Origin of the sequence: Shewanella alkalitolerans, assembly GCF_019457575.1 — a bacterium.
GTDB classification, from domain to species: Bacteria; Pseudomonadota; Gammaproteobacteria; order Enterobacterales; family Shewanellaceae; genus Shewanella; species Shewanella loihica.
Genome location: NZ_CP080422.1, coordinates 3,520,957 through 3,546,059, shown reverse-complemented (window position 1 = coordinate 3,546,059; position 25,103 = coordinate 3,520,957). Strand labels below are relative to the sequence as shown.

Here is a 25,103-nt window from a genome sequence, read left to right as displayed (position 1 = left end):
TTAAAGAATGAACAGGGTTGCCAATCCTAAGAAGGCGAAGAAGCCCACCACATCTGTGACTGTGGTCAGCACCACGCCGCCCGCCAGCGCCGGATCTATGCCTATCTTCTTCAGCAGCACAGGGATGCTGGCGCCGGCCAACACGCCGGTGATCAGCACTATCACCATGGCGAGACCAAACACCAGCCCCAGCTGCCAGTCGCCAAACCACCTGAGGGCGATGAAGGCGACTAATGATGCCCACAGCAGGGCATTGAGCGCGCCGATACCAAACTCATGGCCAATCAACTTGATGATGTTATTACGATTGATCTGATCCAGTGCCAGGCCTCGGGTCACCATGGTGAGGGTCTGGCTGCCGGCGACGCCGCCCATGCTGGCCACCACGGGCATGAGCACGGCGAGGGCAACCACCTTCTCGATAGCCGCCTCGAACAGGCCGATCACCCAGGCCGCCAGAAAGGCGGTGAGTAGGTTGATGCCGAGCCAGAGTGCCCGGCGGCTGGCGCTGCGTACTATGGGGGCAAACAGGTCTGGGTGATTGTTCAGACCCGCCTGGGAATAGAGGGCCTTGTCGGCTTCATCCTGGATCACATCGATCACATCATCCACAGTGATGCGACCAATCAGCTTATGCTCACCGTCCACCACGGGGGCCGACAGCAGATCCTTGTCTTTAAAGACTTGCGCTACCTTGCTGGCGGACATCTCTGGGGTAAAGCTGGTGATCTCTGTGGACATCAGCTCGCTTATGCTGGTGTCCATCTCGCTGGAAACCAGCAGACTCAGGGGGATGATGCCGACCAGGGTGTTGTTTCTATCGACCACCATCAGGCTGTCCAGATGTTCCGGCAGCTGGCCTTCGCGCTGACGCAATCGGCGCAGATAGCGCAGCGCGGCTTTTATCGAGACATCGGCGCGCAGGGCGCTGATATCCACATCCATCAGGCCGCCGGCGCTCTGATCGGGGTATTCTCTGACCAGCTCGTATCTCTGCCTGCGCTGGGAGTCCATCGCCTGCACCATGGCCGAGACCACTGGCATGGGCAGGTCGGCGTCGATATCCGCCAGCTCATCCATCTGCATCTGGCTAAGACCGGCGATCAGCTTGGCTTCATCCGTATGTTGAATGAGCGCCCGGCGCTGGGGCTGGGGTAGGGCCAGGAGCACCTTGGCGCAGCGCTTGGGGGCAACCTGGGCCCAGACGCTTAGCCTCTCCTTTGGCGGTAGGGACTCCAGCAGCCTGGCGATTTCGGCGCTGGCTATCTCGGCTAAGATGGTCGCAATGGCGGTGTTATCGCCTGTGAGTAAGGCGGCATCTATCTTGTCTGCAAGCTGCTGAAATTTGTCGGTCATTCGATATCCTTTACTGCCTGGGTTGCACGACTCGGCCTGTCCGTTGTGGGCTGGACTCTTATCTTTCAAGTGACGGAAGGAATAAGCCAAGCTTAGTATACGCTAACGAATTTAGAGTCTTAGTGATAGCTTTGCTTCTTAAGCTGTTAGCTAAAGTGCTTAGCCGATGGCGTAAGATAGGGGAGCTGGCAAGTTGGATGATTTATCTAATCCATCCCTTAAAGCGCCGGCAGCTCACCCAACCAGGCGCGTTTTGCCTAGGTGATGTTCAGGGGCGCTCACCACCTTTACTGGCTGAGCTTTTCCGTTTCGTTGGCCTTGATGTAAGGCTCTAATAACATGAGCCAGCTGCGTGAGATGGCGGGGTATTCTTCGATGCACAGCTCGGCCCTCTCTTCCCCTAGCAGCCCCGCTTTAACTATGGTTGCATACTTGTCGGGAGCGCTGCCGTAGACGTGACATAGGGTCGTAAAGTAGCGTTGATCGTCTAGGCTGTGCTCGTCCCAAAAGTCTTCATCTTCGAGTACGTCTCTGTCGTCACTCTCGATATCAAACAGATCGGCGGCGCTCAACGCAATCTCCTGACCATCATCGAAAAACTCGACGAGAAGCGTCGTGGCGAGGGCATCGGCGGCATCTTCCTCTTTTCCGAGAACAGGTAGCTGATACATGTCGATGAGGGCGTGGGCAAACTCGTGAAATAGGGTATGTAGCAAGGCATCATCTGTCGCCTGTTTGGGGGGCACGCCAGTCTTATCATAGTTAGCCTGCTTGAATCTGTGCCTGACCTCGTCAACGAAAGCATAGGGGATCATTATGCTGCCGCTCTCGCCATCAAACAGCGGGCCATCATCGCCGCCGAAGGCAACCACAAGGGGCTCTGCGAGTTTGAAGTGGTTATTGATAAAGCTAACGCCCGTGTTCATGACTCCCGATGCGATAAGCTCCTCTCTCACCGCCTGCTCTGCCGCGTTGCCAGGATTGCCATACTCAAGACGCACACCAACCTCAGCAAAGGCTGACGAAGCCATCAAGACCACACCCGCCACAGCAAGCGATATAGATTTTACGATACTCAATTTTGTTCCTTACTAGGTAAAAGGGCCTTAACGTCGCAAGCCAAACTGTATTATGGGATTTTAACTCGATGTAGATCAATGATAGCGAGAAATGGGGGAATCAATACTTGCGATATCTAGCTGATTTGTTGTCTATTATTATGGGTTTAGATTCAGGGACGTTAGGCTTATGAGAAGTAGTATTTTATGTTTTTTGTTTAGTGTGTTTTGTGTAGGCAGCGCTTGGGCGTGTGAACCTGTGCCCGAAAAAATATCAACCATCATAAAGCAAAATAATGAGCTGATCTTAGTCGGCGAGATGCATGGAACCCTGGAGTCTCCTCACTATTTTTATGAAATAGTGTGTAATGCAATAAGCTTATCTAGAAAGCAGGTCGTAGCAGCCATTGAACTGTTTGAAGGTGACGTCACCCTCGATGGCGACAATAAACATCTCGCTAGGGCTGTGAACCGTTCCGAAGTTTGGCGGAAAAATCACGATGGCAAAACAAGCGAAGCAATGTTTGAGCTGTTGGAGCGGTTCAACTTATTGGTGAAGGATGGCAAGTTGAAGGTGATCTTTTTTGATAAAGATGATGAAGCAAGAGACTTGTCGATGGCGATGACGCTAAAAGAGCATCTTTCGGGTGATTCACTAGTTATCGCCTTGACTGGAAATCGGCATAACAAGGTTAAGCATGGCAATAGTTGGGATCCCAACTCAAAAAATATGGGCGCCTATCTGAAGGAGATGGATGTAAATCTATCGAGTATCAATTTACTGACCAATGGTGGGAATGCGTGGGTGTGCATGCCAAATTGCGCTAATCATGAACTCTCTACACGTAACCTTGAAGGCTACGAGGATGTATTTGATGCGAGCGACAAGAGTGGTTATCAGTTTCACTGGTTAGTTGGAGCGGTACACGCGTCAGAGCCTAAAGTAAGATGAGGATACGTTTTTTAGCTTACATTTCATAAGATTGACGTTCTCTGCCTAGGCATAAACCGGCTCTGTGGTGGACAGGGGTATTTCTCATCTATCGTAATAAATGAAGTTAAATCGAAGAGAGATTAATACAGTGTGTAGATACGCCGGTGAGCTTCCGAAACAGGGATGTTTCGGTAGAGCCTATAGGGATATATTCATGGCGTCTCGCAGGCGTATCTGCACATTCCCCGCCGGGCAGGCGATAGGTTACAGAGAAAGTAAGAATTTCAAATAGGTATATAAGTCCAGTAGGACGCTTGTTTTACACCGAAGAAGCAAGGTTTAAACCGGTTAGCGGAGAGGGTTAACAATCACCCCCTTTGAACACCTAGGCTAAACCTTAGTATCAGGTCCGATACAACACCTTCACCACGTGCCAGCCGAACTTGGTCTTGACCAGGTGCGGCGTGATCAACTCACCGCTGAAGCAGACTTTGTCGAAGGCGGGCACCATCTGACCTTTCTTAAATTCCCCCAGGCTGCCGCCTTTCTTACCCGATGGGCAGGTGGAGTGTTTCTTGGCGAGCTGGTCGAACTTAGCGCCCTTGTTAAGCTTTTCGATGATCTCTTCGGCGAGTTCTTTATGTTTGACCAAAATGTGTAATGCGGCGGCGGTTCTAGCCATCTTAATGCTCTCTCGATTGGCGGGAATTAATCATTGCCGGTGATTATAACTCAGCTTGCGGGCGAGATTCACGGGGCGCTTACCGTAAAAGAGGATAATTACTTGCATTTTTCTTGATACGGCTCAGTGTTGCCTAAGGCTTTTCTACTGCGCTATGTGCGTGGTTTTGTTATAATTCCTATCCATTTCTAATCGGTTTTTTCGAGGTTTTTGATGGCGCGCAGCGTAGGCACAGAACTTGAGCTTATCCATCTGTTTGTGCATCTGGTGAATACCGGCGGTTTTTCCCAGGTGGCCAAAGAGCTGGGTATGCCCGTGGCGACCGTCAGCCGCAAGGTGACTAAGCTGGAAAGCCTGCTGGATACTCAGCTGATCATGCGCAGCACCCGTAAGCTGAGGTTAACCGAGGAGGGCAGCGAGCTCTTTGGCCGCTATCAGAATGTGGTGGCCCAGTTTGACCGCTGCAGCGAGCCCAGAGTCGAGAAGGCCGAAGGTACACTGCGCATCGCGGCGCCCGTGTCTATCATCTCGATGATCTTCATCGGGGTGCTAAACGACTTCTCCAAGGCCTATCCGGATATTCAGCTGCATATCACCCAGAATAACTCCAGTATCGATCTGATCGACGAAGGGGTGGACGTGGCCATCGTCGGCGGCGCCCAGCCCGACTCCTCTTGGGTCTCTAAGTCGCTGGGGGTCTTGGATTATGGCCTGTTTGCCTCGCCGGGCTACCTTGCCTGCGCCGGCACGCCGCAACATCCGGATCAGCTGGTGGAGCACTCCTTGATCAAGGTTTGGCCTTTGTTTAACTGGTCGATGAAGCATGTCAGCGGCGAAGATTTCTATTACGAAGGCCCCGCCAAGTTGACCCTTGGGGATCTCAACGGTGCGGTGCGGGCCGCGGTAGACGATGGCGGCATTCTCTACGGCCCAGAGCTGTTCGTGAAGGGGGAGCTTGCCTCGGGTGAGCTTCGCCGGGTGCTGCCCGATTGGCACGGCGAGCAGCGACGCATCTCCCTGCTGTACCATCAGCGCACCCATCAACCCCTCAAGGTGAAGCTGTTTATCGAATTTATGCAGGACAGAGCCAGCTGTTTGTTCCATTAACGCCGCGCTGCTAACACCTTTACTCAGCGGCAGTTTCGCAGCCCTTGTCGTTGGCGCTGACGCCTGTCCAAGCAAACTCACTGCTAGCCGCCTAGCAAGATTTCGTCTACATCTTCTCTGACGTTTGGCGACAAATTAAGACAACTATTTCATTCAAGAAATTATTTCACTCAAGAAATTCAGGCAAAAAAAGCCACCACAGTGATCGTGGTGGCCAGGCAGTTTGAGGCTGCTAAATAGGGTTGAAGCTTAGGACCTAAACCAATGTTTTAAGTTAGGCGCTTAAACCAGGTAGACATTCAGGCTGCAGGCGCCGTGGGCACCCACGACCAAGGCCTGCTCGATGTCCGCCGTCTTGGATGGGCCAGCGATAAAGACGCCGAACTCGCCGCTGTCTAAACCAATCTGTTTAATCGCCTGATGCATGTTGGCAACCACCTTGTCGGCGCTCACTACCAGGAACAGGTTTTCGCAGATGAAGGGAGTCACCCTGTGGCCCAGATGCTGGTTGTTGACCCAGATGGCGCCATTTTCAGCCACGGCGACATCGCCGGGGATCACCGCAAAGTCGATGTCTCTTAGCTCATGGGCTGTGTCGGGGGCGTTACGGTTGCCCGTGACACCTTCGACCTGAGAGATGACCTGCTTACCTTCTTTGATCAGCTCGTCGACCTTGGTTTGCAGGGCGGCCAGGCCACCCTCGCGATGCAGGGTACCGGCAACCGTGCCCAGGTTGGTTTCAAACTGGCCAATCACATCGTCTAGACGTGGGCTGACATTGATTGGCGGCATGGCCTGAGGTGCAACCGCGACGCTTTTTAATGCATTGAGAATAGATTGCTTGCTCGACATTTTTATTGACCTCTGTTTTTGTTAAACCAAGCTTCGAAGCTGGACTTAGGTGCGACCGGCAGTTCTCTGTATTTGCCCCAGGCGCCAGAGAATGGCTTGAGCAGCGAGCCCGGCAGGATACGCAGCGCGGTGCGGGCGACACTCATGGAGCAGTTGAGCATGGTTTCGCTGGCCATGAAGTTACCGACCAACGGCATATAGTTGCGCTTACCGTAAGGCAGTTTGCCCGCCTTGGCCTTGAGGCGACGGTGATGGTGGATGATCTTATCCAGCGGCACCTTGGTCGGGCAGACATAGCTACAGCTGCCACACAGGGTACAGGCCCAAGGAATTGAGTGGGTATCATCGGCCTGAGCACCCACGGCGATGCCGATAGGGCCTGGGATGGTGTAGTTGTAGCTGTAACCGCCTGAGCGACGATACACAGGACAAGTGTTCAGACAGCCACCACAGCGGATACACTTGAGCGATTCTGCCAGGATCTTGTCTTGCAGCATGTCGGTGCGGCCGTTGTCGACGATGATCACGTGCATCTCGCCGCCATCCTGTGGGCCACGATAGAAGCTGGAGTAGGTGGTGATCGGCTGACCGGTGGCGTTGCGAGCCAGAGTACGCAGCAAGATGGCGGCGCTGTCGAGATCCGGCACTATCTTGTCTATGCCCATGGAGTGCAGCTGCAGCTTAGGCAGGTTGGCGCCCATGTCGGCGTTACCTTCGTTGGTGCAGACCACTACGGCGCCCTTGTCGGCGATGGCCATGTTAACCCCTGTCATGGCCGCATCGGCAGACAGGAACTGTTCACGCAGGTGAGCGCGGGCGGCTCGGGTGAGATAGAGAGGATCCGAGGCGCCCGCCTCTGTGCCTAACTTGTCGTGGAAGAGGTCGCCCACTTCCTCTTTCTTTAGGTGGATCGCCGGTACCACGATGTGTGATGGCGGCTGCTTGGCCAGCTGAATGATGCGCTCACCCAGGTCGGTGTCGATCACCTCTATGCCCTTGCTCTCGAGGTAAGGGTTGAGGTGACACTCTTCGGTGAGCATAGACTTGGATTTAACCAGCTTTTTCACCTGATGCATGGCCAGAATGTTATGGACTATCTGGTTGTGCTCGGCGCCATCTTTGGCCCAGTGCACGACGATACCATTGGCCAGGCAGTTCTTTTCGAAGGTTTCCAGGTATTCGCCCAGATGGGTCAGGGTGTGGAGCTTCATTTCGGAGCCGAGCTGACGCAGCTGCTCCCATTCCGGCAGGCTGGCGGCGGCGCGATCGCGCTTCTCACGCAGCACCCATAGGGCCTTAGAGTGCCAATCGACGCGAGCCTCATCTTGACAGAAGATGTCGGCCTTCTTCGCATGCACGCCTGAGTTGAGTGCGGTGGTTTGACTAGACATGAGCTACTCCTTACAGGGCTGCGTTGATGACTTCGGCAATGTGACGGGTCGAGATCGGCAATAGCTGACGGCGGATCATGCCATCCAGGTGCAGCAGGCATGAGGGATCGAAACCTACCGCATAGGTGGCGCCCGTGGCGGCGTGGGCCTGGGCCTTGTCTTTACCCATCTTGGCCGAAACGGCGCCCTCGTCGACGGCGAAGGTGCCACCGAAGCCGCAGCATTCGTCGCGACGATCTGGGTAGACGATTTCGATACCTGGGATACGGCTCAGCACGGCCTCGACCTTATTGGTGCGTGGGCCCATCTGCTCGCTCGGCGTCGCCAGGTCCAACATGCGAATGCCGTGACAGCTCAGCTGCAGGCTGATCTTGAAGTTAAACGCCTTGTTGAAGGCGGGGATCGGCGCCACATCGTGGAGGAACTCGGTCAGCTCATAGAGCTTGTCGATCACCGCCTGGGCTTCTGGGCTGTCGTCGAACTCATGGAAGTTCTCCTTGGCGGCAACCAGGCAAGAGGCGGCCGGGCAGACGATGGCGTCACACTCGACGCCCTTGAAGGCGTTTAGCAGCTTAAGGGTGGTTTTCTTGGCTTCATCAAAACAGCCCGAGTTAGTCATGGGCTGGCCACAGCAGGTCTGGCCCTTGGGCAGTATGACCTGATGGCCGAGTTTTTCGAGGAGTTCGACGGTGGCGATGCCGACATGGGGCATCATCTGGTTCACCAGACAGGGAATAAATAGGGCTATCTTCATGAAGCACTCTCTTATTTTGATGGCTGCATGTGGGCGAATGCGCTGGCTTATCGTGCCGCTACAGGTGGCATAAGCTGGGTATTTGGCCCATATCGCAGGGTTATTTGTGATGATAATTTAAGCTTATATCCACATAATAAGTAGTGCTAATTTAGTAAATATATATGCTTATTTTTCCATTTTTGAAACAGGGTGATTTCGCTCACTCATTAATGAAAAATGTCTCTGATCTAGGTCAAAAAAGGCCTGATTCAAACAATTATATGAAACAAGTGTTTAAATTTTTTATTTGAGCGTACACTTGTAACCTTTTGAAAAGAATGAGCTTAATTTTTGGTTGCGTTTGTAACTGTAAAATAAAGCATTTTTTTGAGGTTAGAATATTTGATCTAATCCATTTTTTGTGACGTAATGCACACTAGGTTTTCTGGTCGGATGAGTCTGAAAGATGAGTATTAGAACAAAATTTAAAAAAGTACTGCCGAGTATTTCTACCACTGAACAAGAGGCGCTCGACGCCGGTGATGTATGGCTAGAGGGATCTATCTATCAGGGGATCCCAGACTTCGATGCCCTGCGTCAGGTACCGGGGGCGACCCTGTCCGATGAGGAGCAGGCCTTCCTCGACGGCCCAGTGCAGACACTTATCGAGATGGTGGATGATTTTGCCATTCAAAACAGCCTGCATCTGCCAGACAACATACTGAATTTCCTAAAAGAGCATAAGTTCTTCTCGCTGATCATTCCTAAGGCCTTCGGCGGCCTGGAATTCAGCCCTTATGCCAACTCGACAATTGTGGCCACCATTGCCGCCAAGAGTTCGGCGGTGGCGGTGACCGTCATGGTGCCTAACTCGTTAGGCCCGGGTGAGCTGCTGATGCATTACGGTACTCAGGCCCAGCAAGATTTCTGGCTGCCGCGTCTGGCCAATGGCCAGGAGATCCCCTGTTTCGCATTGACCAGCCCTGAGGCGGGCTCGGACGCCGGTGGTATTCCCGATATCGGCACAGTCACCATGGGCGAATATCAGGGCGAGCAGGTGCTCGGTCTATCGGTGACCTGGGACAAGCGTTACATCACGTTAGCGCCTATCGCTACTGTGCTGGGTCTGGCCTTTAAGGTGGAAGATCCACAAGGCCTGCTGGGCGGCAAGGAGCAGCTGGGGATCACCTGTGCGCTGATCCCTAAGTCGCATCCGGGTGTCGAGCTGGGCAATCGTCACGATCCTATGGGTTGTCGCTTCTATAACGGCACCACCCGCGGTGAGAATGTATTTATCCCGATGGATTTCATCATCGGCGGTCAGCAAAATATCGGCCGTGGTTGGCAGATGCTGGTGGCCTGTCTCGGCGCCGGTCGTGGCATCTCGCTGCCGGCTCTTGGGGTCTCGGTAAGCCAGGCGTCTTTCAAGTCGTCGGCGGAATACGCCGCGGTGCGTGAGCAGTTTGGTTTAGCGATTGGTAAGTTCGAGGGGATTCAGGAGAAGCTGGCGGATATCGCAGGTAAGACCTATCTGCAAGAGGCGATGCGCGTACTGACCACAGAAGGCCTGGGCCTGGGGCTCAAGCCCTCAGTCGTAACGGCGATGGCCAAGTACCATATGACGGAGATTGGCCGCGACGTGCTGAACTCGGCCATGGATATTCAGGCCGGTAAGGCGATTCAGCGTGGTCCGCAGAATACCCTGGCCTCTGGCTATGTGGCTCAGCCTATCGCCATCACGGTGGAAGGGGCGAACATTCTGACCCGAAACCTGATGATCTTTGGTCAGGGCGTGATGCGCTGTCACCCTCATCTGCAGAGCATGGTTGAGGCGATTCATAGCGACGACAAAGATGCCGACAAGACCTTTAACCGTATCTTTAAGCAGACTGTTGGCTACAGTGTGGGCAACAGCCTGCGCGCCTTCCGCCTGGGTCTGCTGCCTTTTACCGCCGATGCCAAGTCTGAGCTGAGCGAGGTGGTGGAATATGAGAAGGCGGTGCACAAGCTGGCGTCGAAACTGGCTGTATATGCCGACTTCTCACTGCTGGTGCTTGGCGGCAAGCTCAAGCAGGCCGAGATGCTGTCGGCGCGTCTGGGGGATGTGATGAGCTACCTGTACGCGGCCATGGCGTCGATTCGCTACTACGAGCAGAAGGTGAGCAGCGAGCATCGTGCCCAGGCCAAGCCTTACTTCGAGTACGCGACCCGCTGGGCGCTGGTGAACGCCGAAAATGCCTTGCTGAGCTTCCTGGATAACTTCCCATCTGCTGCGACCCGTCAGCTGATGAAGCTGATCACTGTGACCTACTCGCCTAAGATGAAGAAGATCAACGACGATCTGATCCGTGAACTGGCCCACGAGGCGCAGCTCAACACCCAGATCAAGCGTCAGTTGACTCATCTGGTGAAGCCGGTACCGGGGGATGGCAACGACATCAACCAGCAGGCTTATCTGGCGAAGATCGCCTGTCTGCCGCTGCTGGCCAAGGTGAAGAAGGGACTGAAGCAGGGTTACTTCAAGTCTGGGGTGAGATTCGCGCAGACGCTGGATCGCGCCCGCGAAGCCAAGATCATCACAGAGGGCGAGCACAAGCAACTGCTGGACTATAACCTCAAGCGTGAGCGCGCCATTCGTGTCGATGAGTTCGACTTCGACATGCAGCTTATAAGCGACAAGGCTGCGTTAAAAATAGCTTAGAGTAAGCGTTTATCCGTTAAAAGCCGCCCCTTGGGGCGGCTTTTGTCTTTGGAGACTCAGGTTTAGTGGGGGGAGCAGAAGTTAACGAAGTGTTTATCGGCCACCTTGCCAATCTTTACCATGACCAGCAGGGCGATACTCATGGCGATAAAAATGGTGGCTAACATAGGCCAATGAATAGTGCCTGACAGTGCCACGACCACAGTGCTCATCATGATAATGACGCTCCATAGGATCAATAGTCTCATCGTTTCCCCTTTCGTGTGCTGGTAAATTGATTTAGCGACACTATACCTGTGGCTAGCTGAACCAAGATTGAACGTGGGGGCTGGTGGTGATAAGCCATGAGATGATGGGCAATATTGGGTATCATAGTGAGGTCAACAAATCGGCGCATCAGCAAATCGGCGGGCAGTCTGTGCTAAAACGAAACCAGTATCGACGTGAGGGACCAGACTATCGCTGCGGCGAGCAGGTGAGCTTTCACGACATCAAGGAGGTGTTCGGCCTCAATCATATTCGCCTGGGCAGCTGGGTTGAGGAGGAAGAGAAGCATAAGGCGGCCAACCTTATCTTCGACGCCTTTGCCGATCTCGCCTTCATGTTGCAGTTGCCGCCCAAGGCCATGGGGCTGAGACAGACGCTGAACCTGGCCTTTGGGACAGGTGGGCAGATGGGCGTGCAGGCCCACTATATGCCAGCTCAGAGGGAATTAGCCCTGGCAAAAAATGCCGGTGCCGGCGCCCTGGCACACGAGTTCTGGCATGCCTTCGACCACTACATAGCCACCAAGGCCTTCGAGATCCCATCGACGGGCATCGCCTTTGCCAGTCACTGCTGGCTGGCCGAACACACGCCAGTTGTTCATCCCCTTAACGATCGCCTGATGCAGCTGTTTGCCTGCGTCTTGCTGAGCGGCGATGGTCAGGACAGCCACGAGTATGTGCGCCGCGCCGTGGCGCTCGACAGGCAGCAGGGGAGGCAATACTTTTCCAAACCCACAGAGATGATGGCCAGGGCCTTCGAGGCCTGTATCGAGTCCCATCCCGAGATCCGCAATCCCTACTTGGTCAACGAGACCCTGGACTCGCCGCTGGCTAAGGCGGGCGGATATCCTAGCCTAGACCACAGAGAGAGCATCTATCGCCAGCTACTGGCCTATTTCGGCCCCCTGGGTGATGCCCTGGGGCGCGAGGGATAGCCTCAATCCACCCAGTGCAGCACGTCCCGTATGATGGACCACCTGGGTTTAGGCTCGCTGGCGCCTTGGCCTAGCATCCAGTAGTTGTAGAGCCGCTCTTGGTGGCCATCCACCTTGCGCAGCTTTTGCCAGTTGTTGACATAGTTGAGCAGCGACTGGTTGTCCTGGGCGACCGCATAGGCGATAGGGTATTTGGCCTTGTACTCCAGCGGCGCTATGCCATAGCCGGGGAAGAAGAGGGTCCAGGCTGAGCCCGCTTCGGCGCTGATCACCACGGCATCATACTTGTCGCCCTTCTGACGGAAGAAGTCCTTGTAGCCCTCAATCTTGACGAACTTGAGGTTGGGATAGAAGGCCTTGGCATCTTCTATGATGTCGCTGTGCTCCACGTAGGCGATGGTGGTATCTTGCATCGCCTTGATCGACTGGTTGCGCTTGAAGCTGTTGACCTTGTGGTCTTTGGTAGCGATGGCAAGGTTGAGTAGCAGCACTGGCTCCACATAGCTCAGTTTGTCCATCTGCTCGATATCCATCGCCAGACCCGACATGGCGATATCGAAGAAGCCCGCGTCGAGGGAGGCAGCCAGCTTATCCTTCTCGAAGGGGATGAACTCGACTTTTACCCCCAAATCGTCCGCCAGACGATTGGCCATGGCGCTGTCGAAGCCCACCAGTTGCCCGGCGTTGTTGTAATAGCTAAAGGGCACATTGCTGGGGATATAACCGACCCTCAGCAGGCCGCGGGCGCGGATGGCGTTGACATCGGCGATAGGGCGACTGGCGCTCTGGCCCAATACCGGATATTGCTTGCTTACCTTGGTCGGCACCTTGTCGGCCACCTGCATGTTGGCGATAACGCCGCTGGTCACCTCTGGGCTATGAATAAACAGCCCCATGCCCACCCGGCAGACGATGAGGGTGAGCACCACGCTGGCCCCCACGCCTATGGCCATCTTGAGCAGTTGCGGTGGCCTGAGTCTTAGACGCTTCTCAAATAGCGCCACCGTCAGCAGCGTCAGGGCAAACAGGTTCATCACGGCGGTGATGGAGTTAAACTTGCCTGTGATGAAGCCAGACATCACAAACAGCTGGAACAGATCCTGTGGCAGATGCACTAGGTCCAGCATGAAGGGGATCGCCACATAGACGCTGCCAAATAGCGACAGCACGCCGCTGATGGAGAGCGACGGCAGGGCGCCGAGCTCTATCGGCGTGCCGTTAAACCAACCGGCGAAGAGCACGAAGAGGATCACCGTCAGCTTGCCTATGTTGGGGAAGGTGAAGGCGATGGGCACCAAGATCTCCACCAAGGTTTCGGCATCGTCGCTCAGGCTCTGATGCTCACGCATGATCTGCTTACACTCCTCGACGATCACCGGGATCACGATGAAGATGTTGCCGGTGGCAAAGGCGGTAACCAGGCTGGACTTGCTGATCCTTAGCGCCTGGGCGAAGGTGACCGGCGTCAGCGACGCGACTATCCAGGGCAGTACCCAGAAGGTGAGCAGCAGGCAGAGGACGAAGTAGCTGATGAGATAGACCTGCATGCTGGCAAACTCATCCACCCCCATGGTGCCTGCGGCCGAGGCCGACATGGCGAAGATCCCTATGGGCAGTACTTTCACCAGTGCCTGGGTGATCTTGGAGAAGATCTCGCTGCAGGTGTGCATGAAGTTGATGATCAGCTGCTTGTTATCGCCCTCCATGCCAATCAGTGCTAGCCCCATGGCGATGGCGAAGATCACCATGGCCGGTACATAACCCTCGGCCATCGACTGGAAGGGGTTGGAGGGAATATAGAGCTTGAAATAGTCGATAGCCGCGGCGGGCTCGATGGAGCTGGTGCTGAAGAAGGAAGCGGTCTCGACAAAGGGGAAGGAGAGTGGCATCAAGGCGACCAGTAGCAGGCCGACAGCCCAGAGCAGCAGCATGATGACGCCGGCGCGGCTGAAGATCAGGCTGGCGGTGGCGCGCTTGAGTTTACCTATGCCCCCCACCAAGGAGACCAGAATATAGGGCAGTACCGTCATCTGCATCAAGAGGATCACGCTGGTGCCTATGCTGCTCATCCAGCCGACGGATTCACCGAAAAAGAGCCCCACGGCAAAACCGATAAACATGGCGACGAGCATCTGGGTCGAGCTGGTCATGGCGAGCAGTTTTTTTAGCACGAGAGTCATTCCCTTTTCACGTAAGCTTGAGTTTCCGACTGCCTGATTATAAAAGGGGCTGCGGCTTGGCAAAAGGCTTTCATCTCAATCTGTTGCGCAGCAGCACAATTAATATTTGGGCAGATAGTCGTGGCCAGCCTAATGCCAAGGCTGGCCCGAACGCTTGATGCTAGCCTCCCTCGTTAGAGGGAGAGCAGAGTATGGGACGCCTGAGGGATAGTGCGCTTGGCCTCGGGGTCGAAGATACAGATGCGATCCCGCCCGGTTTCCTTTGACTGATACATGGCGCTGTCGGCGTCGTTGATCAGCCGCTCCAGCTTATAGCCCGACATCTGAGTATCAGTGATCCCAAAGCTGGCGGTAACCTCAAACTCATGGCCGGTGGCGCTACAATCAATTCCGGAAATTGCCTTACGGCAGGCCTCGGCCAGCTTAACCGCTGTCTGTAGGTCGCAGCCGGGCAGGGCGATACAGAACTCCTCGCCGCCGATGCGGGCGAAGATATCGTTCTTGCGTCCCTGAGCCTGACAGGCCTTGGCGACTTTCTTCAGTACCCAGTCGCCGCAGGCGTGACCATACTTGTCGTTAATCTGTTTGAAGTTGTCCAGATCGAACAGGATATAGCTGAGGTCTACCTCGCTGCTCTCGCAGTAGGTGAGCGCGCTCTGGGCTACCTGGGTGAAGTGACCGCGGTTAAATACATGGGTCAGGGCATCGTATTCCGCCAGCTGCTTGAGGCGCTTCTGAATCGTCCATGACTTATAGGCCCAGAAGCCCAGCAGGGTGATGATGGCGATCAGCAGCGAGATAAACAGCCGGTTGTTTTCCGCCTGTGTCTTCGCCAGTTGCTGCTCGGTCAGCAGCAGATTGTTCTGTCTGTCCAGCAGTGTGATACGACTCTTCTGCTCCGCCGCCTGATGCTCGGCGAGCTGGAAGGCCAGATGCTTGGTCTTGATATCATCCAGATATGCCTTGTCGGCCTGGGCGTACTTGACGTGATAGTCCAGCGCCGCCTTGTAATTGCCGCTGAGCTCGGCGATCTGATAGAGCACCTTGTAGGCGGTAACGACCGCCTGAGTATTGCCTAAGCCTTTTGCCAAATTGACAATTTTCTCTGCCAGCAAGCGAGCCTCACCTATCTTGTGATCCTGCAGATAGGCGCTGGCCAGGGTGGCGTAGACCTCGGCGATAAGCCTTGGGTAACGGGTTTTCTCTATGGTTTCCAGCGATGGCTTGAGTTGGTCATAGACTTCTGCCGTATTCCCGTCTCGCAGGTATTTAGTGGCGATAAAGGAGTGGATAAAGCTCTCCATTATCACCTCTTCGTCACAGCTGGCGACCGCGGCCTGCAGGGTGGGGGAGTCGACCTCGAGTTGATTGAGGCCAAGCTGCGCCTCTATGGCTAAGCCATTGGCTAGGCAGGTGTTTCTTTTAGATGGCTTGCTATTTTTTAAGATCTCAGCGTAATGAATTGCAGAGCTGTATTGTCCAAGCTGGTTAAAAAACATAGCGGCAACAGCATAGCCATTATGTTTAAGTTCTGTATCGTTAATTTTATCTATTAAATTTAATAGGTGTTTTAAATAGGAGAGGCCATCAGTCCATTGATTTGTAATTGAAAAAATATTTATGAGTGATATTTCGGAACGGAATACAATTTCAATGGGTGTATCATTATTTCTAACTAGGTCTCTTAATAGCGTAGCGCCTTCGTCTAACTTACCTTTGTAAGTGACTTCATATGCTTCCAAGTATGTGAGAAGAGAAATTTGTTCTCTATTTAATCTGTTTTTGTTCTTTCTAAGCTCAGTAAGTATTTGAGAGAACTCATCCGGCTTACTGCTTCTAATCTCATTGGCATATTGAAGTTTGCTACCTAAATCAGAGGCTTCCTCTGCACAAATTGGCAGAGAAAGCGATAATACGAATACACTAAATATTAGGTAGCAAAATTTCATATTATTGGTTTACCGCTGACTTGTTGTCAGATTCCTCATTGTTTTCACTGTCTTTTTCTTCTTCCTCATCTTTCGCTGGGATAAGGAAGCATATGATATCTTTGCTCGTCTTTAGTGACTCAGCTAGCTCATCACCTTTACGGCTTTTCAGAAGTTCTTTTTGTTCAGCACTAATCTGTGATTCGTCGATGGTTTGAAGTTTACACTCATCGCTTTGTAGCGCCGCATCCTGACCCATGCGTTCCAGTAATTGAATAATGTTCGACATTGTTCGTCCTTATTGTTGTTGGTGGTTAGTTTTCGGGTATTAGGGTGTCATCGACTTGGTATGCCGTTTCAAGTTTAGCCAGCTTCTCCAAGATTGTAGGGTTTGGCCGCATCTTTTCGCTGGGCGGGATCACCAGGGTGGTATGCATGAAGATCTCGGCATCGGCCAGGTCCCGTAGCGGCAGAGTGTGTTTGCGCACCTTATCTATGGGGAGCACGGCGGCTTCGTAGAGGATCACCTGATGATCTAAGGGGTAAGTCTCTGCCAGCAATTCTATCAGCACCTGACGATGGGCCTTGCCGGTGGTGAATCTGGCCATGCTCTTGTCGCCTGCCAGGCCTATCTGCCAGAGGATCAGGTAACAAGAGGGGTCGAAGCGCCGCTGGTAAAACATAAACTGGCTGGCTTCAAACTGCTGGCAGCCAAATTGGCCGGGATCTATGCCAAGGTCGGCGATGAGGCAATCTTCGGCGGAGATGCCGGGCACCATGACGGCCTCGAACCCTTCGGCGCGCGCCGCCGCTATGGATCTATGGGGCGCCTGGGCGAATACGCCGGGGTGACCGTAGAAGGCGCCGACAACTTTCTTGCCTTGTCTGACCTCTGCCAGTATGGCGTCGACCATCTCACGGTAAGTGATATGGCGTGACTTACCCTCGCCGTAGTAGACCTGTAGCGAGCGTACGTCTGGGTGCATCTCCTGTAGCCAGAGTTCTACTATGCCGTTTGAAACGCCCGAGAAAACGACGTCGGCTTGTTCAATATAGCTGCGTGCCAGCGGGCAGATATGGGCGCCTAAGGTCATCCCTATGCCGACACAAGCCAGGCTTCCCGCCATGAATTTGGGTCCTGATGTTATGCATGTTAATTAAGGGTTAAAGCTAACAGCAATTTCTCTGTTTTAAAACCGCTAATTGCCTTGAATTGAATACTTATTTCGACCTTTTATAGTGGTGTGAATCGGCGAAGCAGGATTTCATCTGGTGAGCCTCTTTTGCCTCTGTGGATGCCAGGGGCAAAGCATCTGCGTCGAACACAAATCCCAGCTTCTTGACGAAGCGTTCGGTGGCGAGGTTCTTGGCGGCAAAGTTTGCCAGGATACGCGTCACGCCTAGCTTAAGATAGGCATACTCCATTAGCGACCCCATGGCTTCCTCCGGATAGAGTTTACCGTTGGCTTCGGGTGTCAGCATTATGCCTATCTCGGCCAGGGTGCGATCCTCGCCCTGCCAGGTGAGACCTTGTATGCCGATAGCGTGCTGGCTTCGTTGCTCCACTATCGCCCAGTTCATATATTGGCAACTAGATGCAGCGCCAGAGAGTGCCCGGTTCATCTGGCTCAAGGCTGTTTGAAACGCCCTGTCGGCCTGGGCCTGGGTGAGCGGCGCGCCGATATGGCGCATCACCCTCTCGTCGCAATAGAGGCGGCGATACAGCGCCTTGTCTGTCTCATTTATCGGGCGCATGGTCAGACGCTCGCTGGCAAAACCATGGTCTGCCAGGTAGTGGGTTAGCCGCGAGGGGAGCGCGGAGGAAGGCTGCTCCCTTGAGGGGAGTTGCTTTGATGAGAAGGGGTCATTATCTGGCATGCTGAGCCTCGGGCGTCTGCTGTGGCCTCTGCTCGGCGAAGCGGATCACCCCCTTGTCGTCCACCGAGCGGTCGAACACCACATAGTAGGCGCTCATCAGCGGCAGACCCAATATGGATTGATTCGGCCAGTTGGGCAGCTGCGACAACAGCTTGAAGCAGGCCTTGCCCTGAGTCGGCGTGTTGATCTGCCAGTAGTGCTGGGGCGTGACGCGGATGGCGATAGGCTCGCATCCCGGTGGACAGTCGGGATCGTCGCAGCTCGGCGCCGCGTTATGCTCGTTTCGCGGGCCGACAAAATAGAAGGTGAGATCCGGCCAGCGCTCTAGCTGTAGCTCTGCCATGTCGATACCTATCTGCTGAAAGGCGATATTACTAAAGGGGGCTATCTGCTCGGTGAACTTGGGATCTATCGATTCCAGGGCCTGAGTCAGCGCGCCAAACAGATGTCGGGTGAGTACGATTGCAGAGGCGCCCGTGTCTATGATGGCATTGCTCTGCCCTCTCAGAGTGTCGCAGATATGCACCCCATGGGTGTGCAGGTGCTGGCCGTCTGGGCAGAGCGCACTAGTGTCTGATGGTACGTTATCTGGCAGGGCTTCGCCTGTTTCTGGCGCTTGCCCTGCTGACTCGTGTTCCGCTAATGCTTGCTGCTCCGAATCCTCTACAGATTGCGTCAGCAGGCTGGGGATCATCTCGCCATCGCCTATTTTTAGTCCCACTAGGTTGACGTTGTAATACCGGTTTTCGATCACCGCTATGGTCTTAAATTCGCCCTGGTACAGCTCGGTATGCTCCTCGCCGCCACCTAAGATCAACCAGCCCTGGTTGAGGGGATCCTGGCCGAGGAAGGCGAACTCGTTGGCGCTGTTGGGTGCGAGCACCTCTTGGTTTGCCACATGTATGCTGGAGCGGCGGGCGAAGAAGGCAAACTTGTTAGGGGTCAGGCCGTGGCTGGTTAAATTGCTGAAATAGGGCGGCAGATCATCTGTCGGCTGGGTGCGAAGAAAGCGCTTAAATTGGCGCAGATCTTCGCTGTTGAAGCTCGTCTCGGTCGCCTGATGCCACTGGGAGTCTTGCGCGGCGAGCGCGCCCTGACCCATGGAGAAGTCATGATTCGCGTCAGTGAGTATGGGGCGATAGTGCTGGCTGCACAGGTGGATCTCCTCATCGAAGGGCCAGGGGAAGGTAAGCGCTGGGGCTATGCCATAGTGATGAAAATAGTTCTTGAGATCATAGACCTTGTTAAGGGCGTCGTAGGCCAGACCTAAGATGCCGTCGGCATCGGCAAAGCTGGTCTCCTGGGCAAGAGATGACACCACGGCCACAGGACACTGCTCAAGCACAATCGGATGATGGGCATGGGGAACATGGTCGTCATGGAGATCGAAATCTATCGCATCCTCACGAATCCCCACCCGGGTGTAGACCACTGGGCCGTCCCAGCCGCCTATACCGTAAAGCACCTCCTGGGCGAAGCTGGTGGGGGTGAGGGCAGTGTCGCGCTCCTCGACATAGTCGCTGCCGGACACGACCAGCGTGCTGCTGCCGGTATCTAAGATCAGGTTCAGCGGGTGCTTCTCGGCGCCAATTCTTAACTGGGCACTGTAGCCACCTTTGGCATACACATTGACGAGAGGGACTTTGAGGGTGCGGGCATTGGTGGTTGAACTCATCGATGACCTTTGGGGCTAAGGGAATTCATATAATTGTTATATAAGTGATTGTTTTACCCTATCCAATCAAGAGGGTCAATTTAAGGAAGACGGCCAGTTGCTGGTCTGGAAGAAACCAAGAGATCCGGATGAGCCTGTTTGCGGGAGCCTTGCTGATTGACAAGTTTAGGAAGCGTGTCGTTAGTCGGGAGATGGCCTGAGCAGTTTTGGTAACAGAAAAAGAGCAACGCGGCCCCTTTTCACTTTTCGGATTGTGCACCTGGCTTTAGCCGGCGGTGACCCGAACTCTTTCGATCTCAGCCTTAGGCGCCGACATCATAAAATCCAGCTGTACCTTAGCCTGGCTAACGCCCTCGGGCGAGGCTTCATAGCGCCACTGACTCAGCGCCTTAACGGCTTCGACGTCAAACACACCGGCAGGGGATGACTCGATAACAGACACATTACTGACTTTGCCCTGCTTGTCGATATCAAAGGCTAGCTGCACATAACCCTCGACACTTTGCTTAGCCGCCTCGGCCGGATAGGCTGGCTCGATGCGCATCACAGGGCTTGGGGCCTTGGCCTTGTCGTAGTGTTTGTCATTATGCTTGTCGCCCGCGATGGCGCTCTGGTTGATTAAGGCGCCTGACAGGCCCAGTGTGAGTGCCAGACCTAAAATGGCGAGGGGCCGCTTGGTGTGTGTTTTCTTCATTTGCATGATCCGCTCCTTGAGGATGGTCTTGTTTCCATAGTGAGTGTGTAGCATGCCCAGGTGGGCCTGCTGGGAGTAGGCCAATAGCGTTTGGCTATAGGCAATTCTTTGTTGTTTATCCATGTGGGTGGTGACTTCGGCATCGCAGGCTAGCTCCTGATCGTTACGAAAACGACGATAGGCCCGCCAGCACACAGGGTTGAACCAGAAGAGCGTTGCCAGCAGGTAGCCAAAGAGGTTGGCTGCTATATCGTGGCGGGTTAGATGCTTAAGCTCATGGCTGAGTACCGCCGCCTGCTGTGACGGGGCGAGCTGTGTAAAACCTGTCGGCACCAAGATCACTGGCTTAAACAGTCCCGCCAGCATGGGCGAATCTATCTCTGGGTGGCACTTGATCACCAGAGAGGTCTCGCGCCCTGTCAGAGAAAGTGGGCGCTCGCTAGTCGCTTGCGGCAGCTCGATCACTTCGGCTCGATTGCTCAGGCGTTTAAGCTGAGTCGCCTGATAGAGCAGAGCGCCGAGCAGTGTCAGGCTGCCCAGCAGCCAGATGCTGGCCAATATCAGGTTTAGTGTCGGGTTCTCGCCCTGGGATAACAGCTCACCGGCCAGCACGCGATAGTGCTGTAGCTGCTCAAGCGAGGGGCTGGCAAGTCTGGCGGGAACCAGCTGACCCAGTAGTGTGCCCGCCAACAACAAGGGCACCGAGGCCCAGAGCATGTAGGTGTTGTGGGCACCCAGATGCGCCAGCAGCGGCCTGTGCAGCAACAGGATAGCCGCGCACAGCAGGGTTAGCGGCAGCATCAGATTAATAATTAGCGAGATCATCAGGACTGCTCCTCTTCCCAGTTATCGATGAGTGCCTTAAGTTCGGCGATATCCTCTGGGCTCAGCTGTTTCTGCTTGGCAAAGCCTGCCACCAGGGGGGCGACCTTACCGGCGAACACCCGCTCCACGAAAGACTGGCTCTCCTTGAGTTGATACTCGCTCTGATCGATCAGCGGGAAGTAGCGATAGGCTCTACCTTGCTTCTCAAAGCCCAGGGCCTGTTTCTTCACCAGGCGGTTGAGCAGTGTCTTCACGGTTTTTTCGTGCATGCCCTGGCTGCTGGCCAGCGCCTCTACCACCTCGCTGGCGCCTAGGGGGGAGTCTTGCCATAGGATGTTGAGTACCGACAGCTCGGCGTTGCTAATCTCTTTCATGATAGGACCGTCTTTTACGATTACGTTTGTAATTTTCAATTAAGATTACATCTGTAATCTAAAGCGTCAAGGAATTTTTCAGTCTTAATTTTTGTAAATCATCCGCTCCCTCTGGGTAACTTTGTAGTAATATCTGCTGGAAATCACTGGTGTTTAGTGATTCACACTGCAATTGGCTGCAGATTGTTATCGGTTTGTCGGCTATCTTTGTCGGCTATCTGGGTGTCGCAGCATTGAGGATGAGGTAGATAAAATGGATTTTTCACCACAGGTATTCACTCAGACGCTGGCCAAAAGGCTGGTGTTCGCACTGCCCCTGTTAGCACAGCCCTTGGACGCGACCGCCACCGAGCTGGCACAGATGTCATCACAGGCCCATGTTCAGCCCAGTCAATTGACTATTTTCAAGCAGAATCTTGGCCTGCATTTCCCCGCCAACTGGCGCCTGGCCTACAGCGAGCAGCGTGGCGATATGTTTTCGGCCGAGTTTGTGCCCGCCCAGCAGCTGCTGGCCCATTGGTCGTCGCTCTACTGCGTGCAAGGGTTTAAGGGGATGGCGCAGCGTATCGACCCCGAGGCCTTTCTCGACGGCTTTGCCGAGCAGTATCGCCACACCTGCGAAGGTGAGATGCAATACCAGAAACTGGGCGCCAGCGAGCTTGGCGGTAAGGCGAGCTATAGCGCCATGTTGACCTGCGATAAGATGCCGCAGACCCACAGAGGCGAGCAGGGCATAGATAAGCCGGTCGGCGAGATAGGTCACTATACGGTTATTGCCGGCAAGGAAGATCTGTTTCTGCTGCATCAATCGGCGCGGGGCGAGGCCTTGTTATCTCTCACTTCCCTTAAGATAGCACCGCCCGTCGAGCGCATCGCCGATATGTCGGGCCTGCGATAACGCCTGCTTGGCCCTTGCTTGCGACGCTGCTTTAGCCAGGGCTAACAATGGCCGCTTTTGTGGTTGTTTTTAGGCCAATTTGTTGTCATGTTAGTGAAGTTTTAGGCGCTCGCCCTTGTCCTTACCGGGAGCTTTCTCGGCAAGGCGCGGTGAGTTCTCACTCCTTCAGACATGATTAACGGGCCATAATGAAAAATAATACTCTGCTCCCCCTCGCCGCACTGACGGCTGCTCTCTTGTCGCCATCCCTGTTTGCCAATGATGTGACAGTGATCCATGCCGGCACCCTGCTGGCCGACCCGGCCGCCAAGCCGCTCAGCGAACAGACCCTAGTGATCACCGACGGTAAGATTAGCCAGGTTGCCCCCGGTTATCTGAGCGTCGAGACCGTCGCGCCCGGCGCCAAGTATGTGGATCTCAAGCAGGGCTTTGTGATGCCGGGTCTGATGGATATGCATGTGCATCTACAAGGTGAGCTAGGGCCCAAGAATGATAGCCAGCGCCTTAGGATGTCAGACGCCGATGTGGCGATGCAGAGCGCCTATTTCGCCAACAAGACCCTGATGGCGGGCTTCACCACGGTTAGGGATCTCGGCGCCAAGCCGGAGCAGATGTATGCCCTGCGCGATGCCATTGCTAAGGGGTGGATAGACGGGCCGCGGATCATCGCCTCTGGCGGGGTGTCGGTGACCGGCGGCCATGGCGATGTGGATGGTATGAGCCCAGATCTGCTGGATAAGTTCACCACTAAGACCATCTGCGACGGCCCCTATGATTGTCGCCGCGCCACCCGCCGCGCCATCAAGTTTGGTGCCGATGTCATCAAGATCACCTCCACCGGTGGCGTCTTGTCGGATACCGACACAGGCACGGGCCAGCAGATGAATGACGATGAGATCAAAGAAATTGTGGCGACGGCCCATGCCCTTGGGCGTAAGGTGGCCAGCCATGCCCATGCGACAGAGGGGATCAACGCCGCCCTGCGCGCCGGGGTCGATAGCATAGAGCACGGCAGCTACGCCGATAAGGAGAGCATCAAGCTACTCAAGAAGAATGGCGCCTTCCTGGTGCCCACCCTGTTGGCGGGCGATACCGTGGTGCATATGGCCAAGGAGTCAGACTTCATGTCACCGGCCATCAAGCAGAAGGCGGTGCGAGTGGGCGCCGATATGACGGCTAACTTTACCCGCGCCTATAAGGCCGGGGTCAAGATTGCCTATGGTACCGACAGCGGCGTCTCGGCCCACGGCACCAATGCGCGAGAGGCGGTGTTGATGAATCAGGCGGGCATGAGCAATAAAGATGTGCTGATCTCGGCCACCATCAACGGCGCAGAGCTAGTGGATATGTCAGATAGCCTGGGCACCCTGAGTGTCGGCAAGCAGGCCGATATTATCGCCACCCAGGGCAACCCGCTGGAGGATATCTCGGCCCTGCTGGATGTGGGCTTCGTGATGAAAGGCGGCAAGGTGGTGAAGTCGCGCCTGTGAGTGAAAAAAGATTGTCATTAAAATTCAATTTATATTTTTTAAACTATTGATATATTATGACACTTATCCAATAGGGGGCTCAGGAATGGCCCCCTCTTTTATTGGAGTTTTTCAGTCAATTTACGTAAACAAAGGGAACTATATGGAATATTTTATTGGTGCGTTGAAGAAGTTTGCTGATTTCACCGGTCGTGCACGTCGCAAAGAGTTTTGGATGTTTACCCTGTTCTACATCATCTTCTATGCCGTGGCGGCAACTATAGATGTGGTGACAGGTCTGTATATGCTGAGCGGTATCTTTTCGCTGGCACTGCTTATCCCAACTCTCGCTATCTCGGCCAGACGCCTACACGACACCGGCCGTTCGGGCTGGTGGCAGCTGATAGGTTTAATCCCGCTTATCGGCGCTATCGTGCTGATCGTCTTCTATGTACAAGACAGCGTTGAAGGCAACGAATATGGTGAAAACCCTAAGGCTTTGGCCGAGGCGTAATTTTCCCCTATCTGCGATGAAGGAGGCTTAGGCCTCCTTTGTTGTTTTTAGGGAGTAATGCAGCCCTTGGGTGAAGATGCCGACTCGGGCCATCATGGGAGTATTAGACATTTATACGTGTAGACGTCTATAATGCCCGCGTTCTGTCACAGTAGCCGGGAGAGAGCCTCTCCTCAACGCCGCACATAAGTCGCGGCTTGCCATGAGACAGAGCATGACCAAATTCATACCAATCACAGTAAGTAAGCGATCAGAAATAGCGTCGGAAAAACGTTTTAGAACAAGTTAGAATTTTTAGATAAGTAGTTATTCTACAATCGAAAAATCTAACGCAGTTATCGAACGTTTTAACAAGCTAGGATGATCGACTATTTACTACGATTGGTATTAGTCAACCTTATGTGGTGCCTGTGGCGCGAGACGACACGGGATAATCGGGAAGCCAGTGAGAATCTGGCACTGCCCCCGCAACGGTGATAGGTGAGAGCTGGGTGCGCCATGCCTTTAACATCATGGCGTTAAAAAAATCTACGCTCGTTGTTTAAACCCTTTGTTTAGACTTAGCCTCAGTCCGGAGACCGGCCCTTAAGGTGATTTTGAGATTTCGGCGGGCAGATCTCGAAATGCGACCCTGGCGGTTTGATGGACTG

22 protein-coding genes and 1 riboswitch are annotated in these 25,103 nt (G+C 54.2%); of the genes, 7 read left to right on the top strand and 15 right to left on the bottom strand.

The genetic code is table 11. The features are described 5' to 3' along the window. Together mgtE and K0J45_RS15485 are read right to left on the bottom strand one after the other, a co-directional pair. Entirely contained in the window at positions 1–1,356 is a 1,356-nt protein-coding gene (gene mgtE, locus K0J45_RS15490) for a magnesium transporter (RefSeq protein WP_220043192.1), read from the bottom strand. A 287-nt stretch (positions 1,357–1,643) separates the two neighbouring features. Further along, entirely contained in the window at positions 1,644–2,435 is a 792-nt protein-coding gene (locus K0J45_RS15485) for a DUF4344 domain-containing metallopeptidase (protein WP_258406708.1), read from the bottom strand. A gap of 169 nt (positions 2,436–2,604) precedes the next feature. Here K0J45_RS15485 and K0J45_RS15480 point away from each other — a divergent pair, with 169 nt between their 5' ends. Beyond that, positions 2,605–3,366 (top strand): hypothetical protein, encoded by a 762-nt coding sequence (locus K0J45_RS15480; protein ID WP_220043191.1) that lies wholly within the window; start codon positions 2,605–2,607, stop codon positions 3,364–3,366. A 385-nt stretch (positions 3,367–3,751) separates the two neighbouring features. On the opposite strand, the gene ppiC is transcribed toward K0J45_RS15480, so the two are convergent. Beyond that, the gene (gene ppiC, locus K0J45_RS15475; RefSeq protein WP_011866805.1) at positions 3,752–4,030 is read right to left on the bottom strand and encodes a peptidylprolyl isomerase PpiC; all 279 of its coding nucleotides are present in this window, start codon (positions 4,028–4,030) and stop codon (positions 3,752–3,754) included. A 213-nt stretch (positions 4,031–4,243) separates the two neighbouring features. Between ppiC and K0J45_RS15470 the strand changes: the two genes are divergently transcribed. After that, positions 4,244–5,137, top strand: coding sequence for a LysR family transcriptional regulator (locus K0J45_RS15470; RefSeq protein ID WP_220043190.1), 894 nt, complete (start codon positions 4,244–4,246; stop codon positions 5,135–5,137). A gap of 282 nt (positions 5,138–5,419) precedes the next feature. Here the strand turns inward: K0J45_RS15470 and K0J45_RS15465 are convergent, their stop codons facing one another. The 3 genes from K0J45_RS15465 to K0J45_RS15455 are packed head-to-tail and all read right to left on the bottom strand — an operon-like array spanning position 5,420 to position 8,134. Beyond that, positions 5,420–5,989, bottom strand: a complete 570-nt coding sequence (locus tag K0J45_RS15465) for a LutC/YkgG family protein (protein ID WP_011866803.1) — start codon at positions 5,987–5,989, stop codon at positions 5,420–5,422. Positions 5,990–5,991: 2 nt separating this feature from the next. After that, positions 5,992–7,380 carry a lactate utilization protein B gene (locus K0J45_RS15460; protein WP_220043189.1) on the bottom strand — a complete coding sequence of 463 codons (1,389 nt, stop codon included), beginning with the start codon at positions 7,378–7,380 and terminating at the stop codon, positions 5,992–5,994. Between the two features lie 10 nt (positions 7,381–7,390). Continuing rightward, on the bottom strand, positions 7,391–8,134 hold the full coding sequence (locus K0J45_RS15455; protein WP_220043188.1) for a (Fe-S)-binding protein: 744 nt from the start codon (positions 8,132–8,134) through the stop codon (positions 7,391–7,393). Between the two features lie 448 nt (positions 8,135–8,582). Between K0J45_RS15455 and K0J45_RS15450 the strand changes: the two genes are divergently transcribed. Further along, the gene (locus K0J45_RS15450; RefSeq protein ID WP_011866800.1) at positions 8,583–10,817 is read left to right on the top strand and encodes an acyl-CoA dehydrogenase; all 2,235 of its coding nucleotides are present in this window, start codon (positions 8,583–8,585) and stop codon (positions 10,815–10,817) included. 62 nt (positions 10,818–10,879) lie between these two features. Here the strand turns inward: K0J45_RS15450 and K0J45_RS15445 are convergent, their stop codons facing one another. Continuing rightward, positions 10,880–11,065 carry a hypothetical protein gene (locus K0J45_RS15445; RefSeq protein ID WP_220043187.1) on the bottom strand — a complete coding sequence of 62 codons (186 nt, stop codon included), beginning with the start codon at positions 11,063–11,065 and terminating at the stop codon, positions 10,880–10,882. Between the two features lie 170 nt (positions 11,066–11,235). Here K0J45_RS15445 and K0J45_RS15440 point away from each other — a divergent pair, with 170 nt between their 5' ends. Then, positions 11,236–12,018, top strand: a complete 783-nt coding sequence (locus tag K0J45_RS15440; RefSeq protein WP_220045331.1) for a CLCA_X family protein — start codon at positions 11,236–11,238, stop codon at positions 12,016–12,018. 2 nt (positions 12,019–12,020) lie between these two features. Here the strand turns inward: K0J45_RS15440 and K0J45_RS15435 are convergent, their stop codons facing one another. The 8 genes from K0J45_RS15435 to K0J45_RS15400 form a co-directional block, all read right to left on the bottom strand. Next, positions 12,021–14,198, bottom strand: coding sequence for a cation:dicarboxylate symporter family transporter (locus tag K0J45_RS15435; protein WP_220043186.1), 2,178 nt, complete (start codon positions 14,196–14,198; stop codon positions 12,021–12,023). A gap of 173 nt (positions 14,199–14,371) precedes the next feature. Then, positions 14,372–15,697, bottom strand: coding sequence for a GGDEF domain-containing protein (locus tag K0J45_RS15430; RefSeq protein WP_258406707.1), 1,326 nt, complete (start codon positions 15,695–15,697; stop codon positions 14,372–14,374). Positions 15,698–16,148: 451 nt separating this feature from the next. After that, a complete protein-coding gene (locus K0J45_RS15425; protein ID WP_220043184.1) occupies positions 16,149–16,415 on the bottom strand; it encodes a hypothetical protein in 267 nt (88 codons plus the stop codon). 25 nt (positions 16,416–16,440) lie between these two features. Next, on the bottom strand, positions 16,441–17,253 hold the full coding sequence (locus K0J45_RS15420; protein WP_220043183.1) for an SAM-dependent methyltransferase: 813 nt from the start codon (positions 17,251–17,253) through the stop codon (positions 16,441–16,443). A gap of 94 nt (positions 17,254–17,347) precedes the next feature. After that, positions 17,348–18,004, bottom strand: a complete 657-nt coding sequence (locus tag K0J45_RS15415; protein WP_220043182.1) for a GNAT family N-acetyltransferase — start codon at positions 18,002–18,004, stop codon at positions 17,348–17,350. Beyond that, positions 17,994–19,679: a pepsin-like aspartyl protease gene (locus K0J45_RS15410; protein ID WP_220043181.1), complete on the bottom strand. Its 1,686-nt coding sequence runs from the start codon at positions 19,677–19,679 to the stop codon at positions 17,994–17,996. Before K0J45_RS15410 ends, K0J45_RS15415 begins: the two co-directional genes overlap by 11 nt. 265 nt (positions 19,680–19,944) lie before the next feature. Then, positions 19,945–21,198: a M56 family metallopeptidase gene (locus tag K0J45_RS15405; protein ID WP_220043180.1), complete on the bottom strand. Its 1,254-nt coding sequence runs from the start codon at positions 21,196–21,198 to the stop codon at positions 19,945–19,947. Then, positions 21,198–21,572, bottom strand: a complete 375-nt coding sequence (locus K0J45_RS15400) for a BlaI/MecI/CopY family transcriptional regulator (protein WP_220043179.1) — start codon at positions 21,570–21,572, stop codon at positions 21,198–21,200. Before K0J45_RS15400 ends, K0J45_RS15405 begins: the two co-directional genes overlap by 1 nt. 253 nt (positions 21,573–21,825) lie before the next feature. Between K0J45_RS15400 and K0J45_RS15395 the strand changes: the two genes are divergently transcribed. From K0J45_RS15395 to K0J45_RS15385, 3 genes are all read left to right on the top strand, one after another. Further along, on the top strand, positions 21,826–22,470 hold the full coding sequence (locus K0J45_RS15395) for a hypothetical protein (RefSeq protein WP_220043178.1): 645 nt from the start codon (positions 21,826–21,828) through the stop codon (positions 22,468–22,470). A 188-nt stretch (positions 22,471–22,658) separates the two neighbouring features. Continuing rightward, positions 22,659–23,960 carry a metal-dependent hydrolase family protein gene (locus K0J45_RS15390; protein WP_011866789.1) on the top strand — a complete coding sequence of 434 codons (1,302 nt, stop codon included), beginning with the start codon at positions 22,659–22,661 and terminating at the stop codon, positions 23,958–23,960. A 142-nt stretch (positions 23,961–24,102) separates the two neighbouring features. Further along, positions 24,103–24,453 (top strand): DUF805 domain-containing protein, encoded by a 351-nt coding sequence (locus tag K0J45_RS15385; protein WP_011866788.1) that lies wholly within the window; start codon positions 24,103–24,105, stop codon positions 24,451–24,453. A gap of 385 nt (positions 24,454–24,838) precedes the next feature. Beyond that, positions 24,839–25,053, top strand: a riboswitch (cobalamin riboswitch). Positions 25,054–25,103 lie beyond the last annotated feature (50 nt).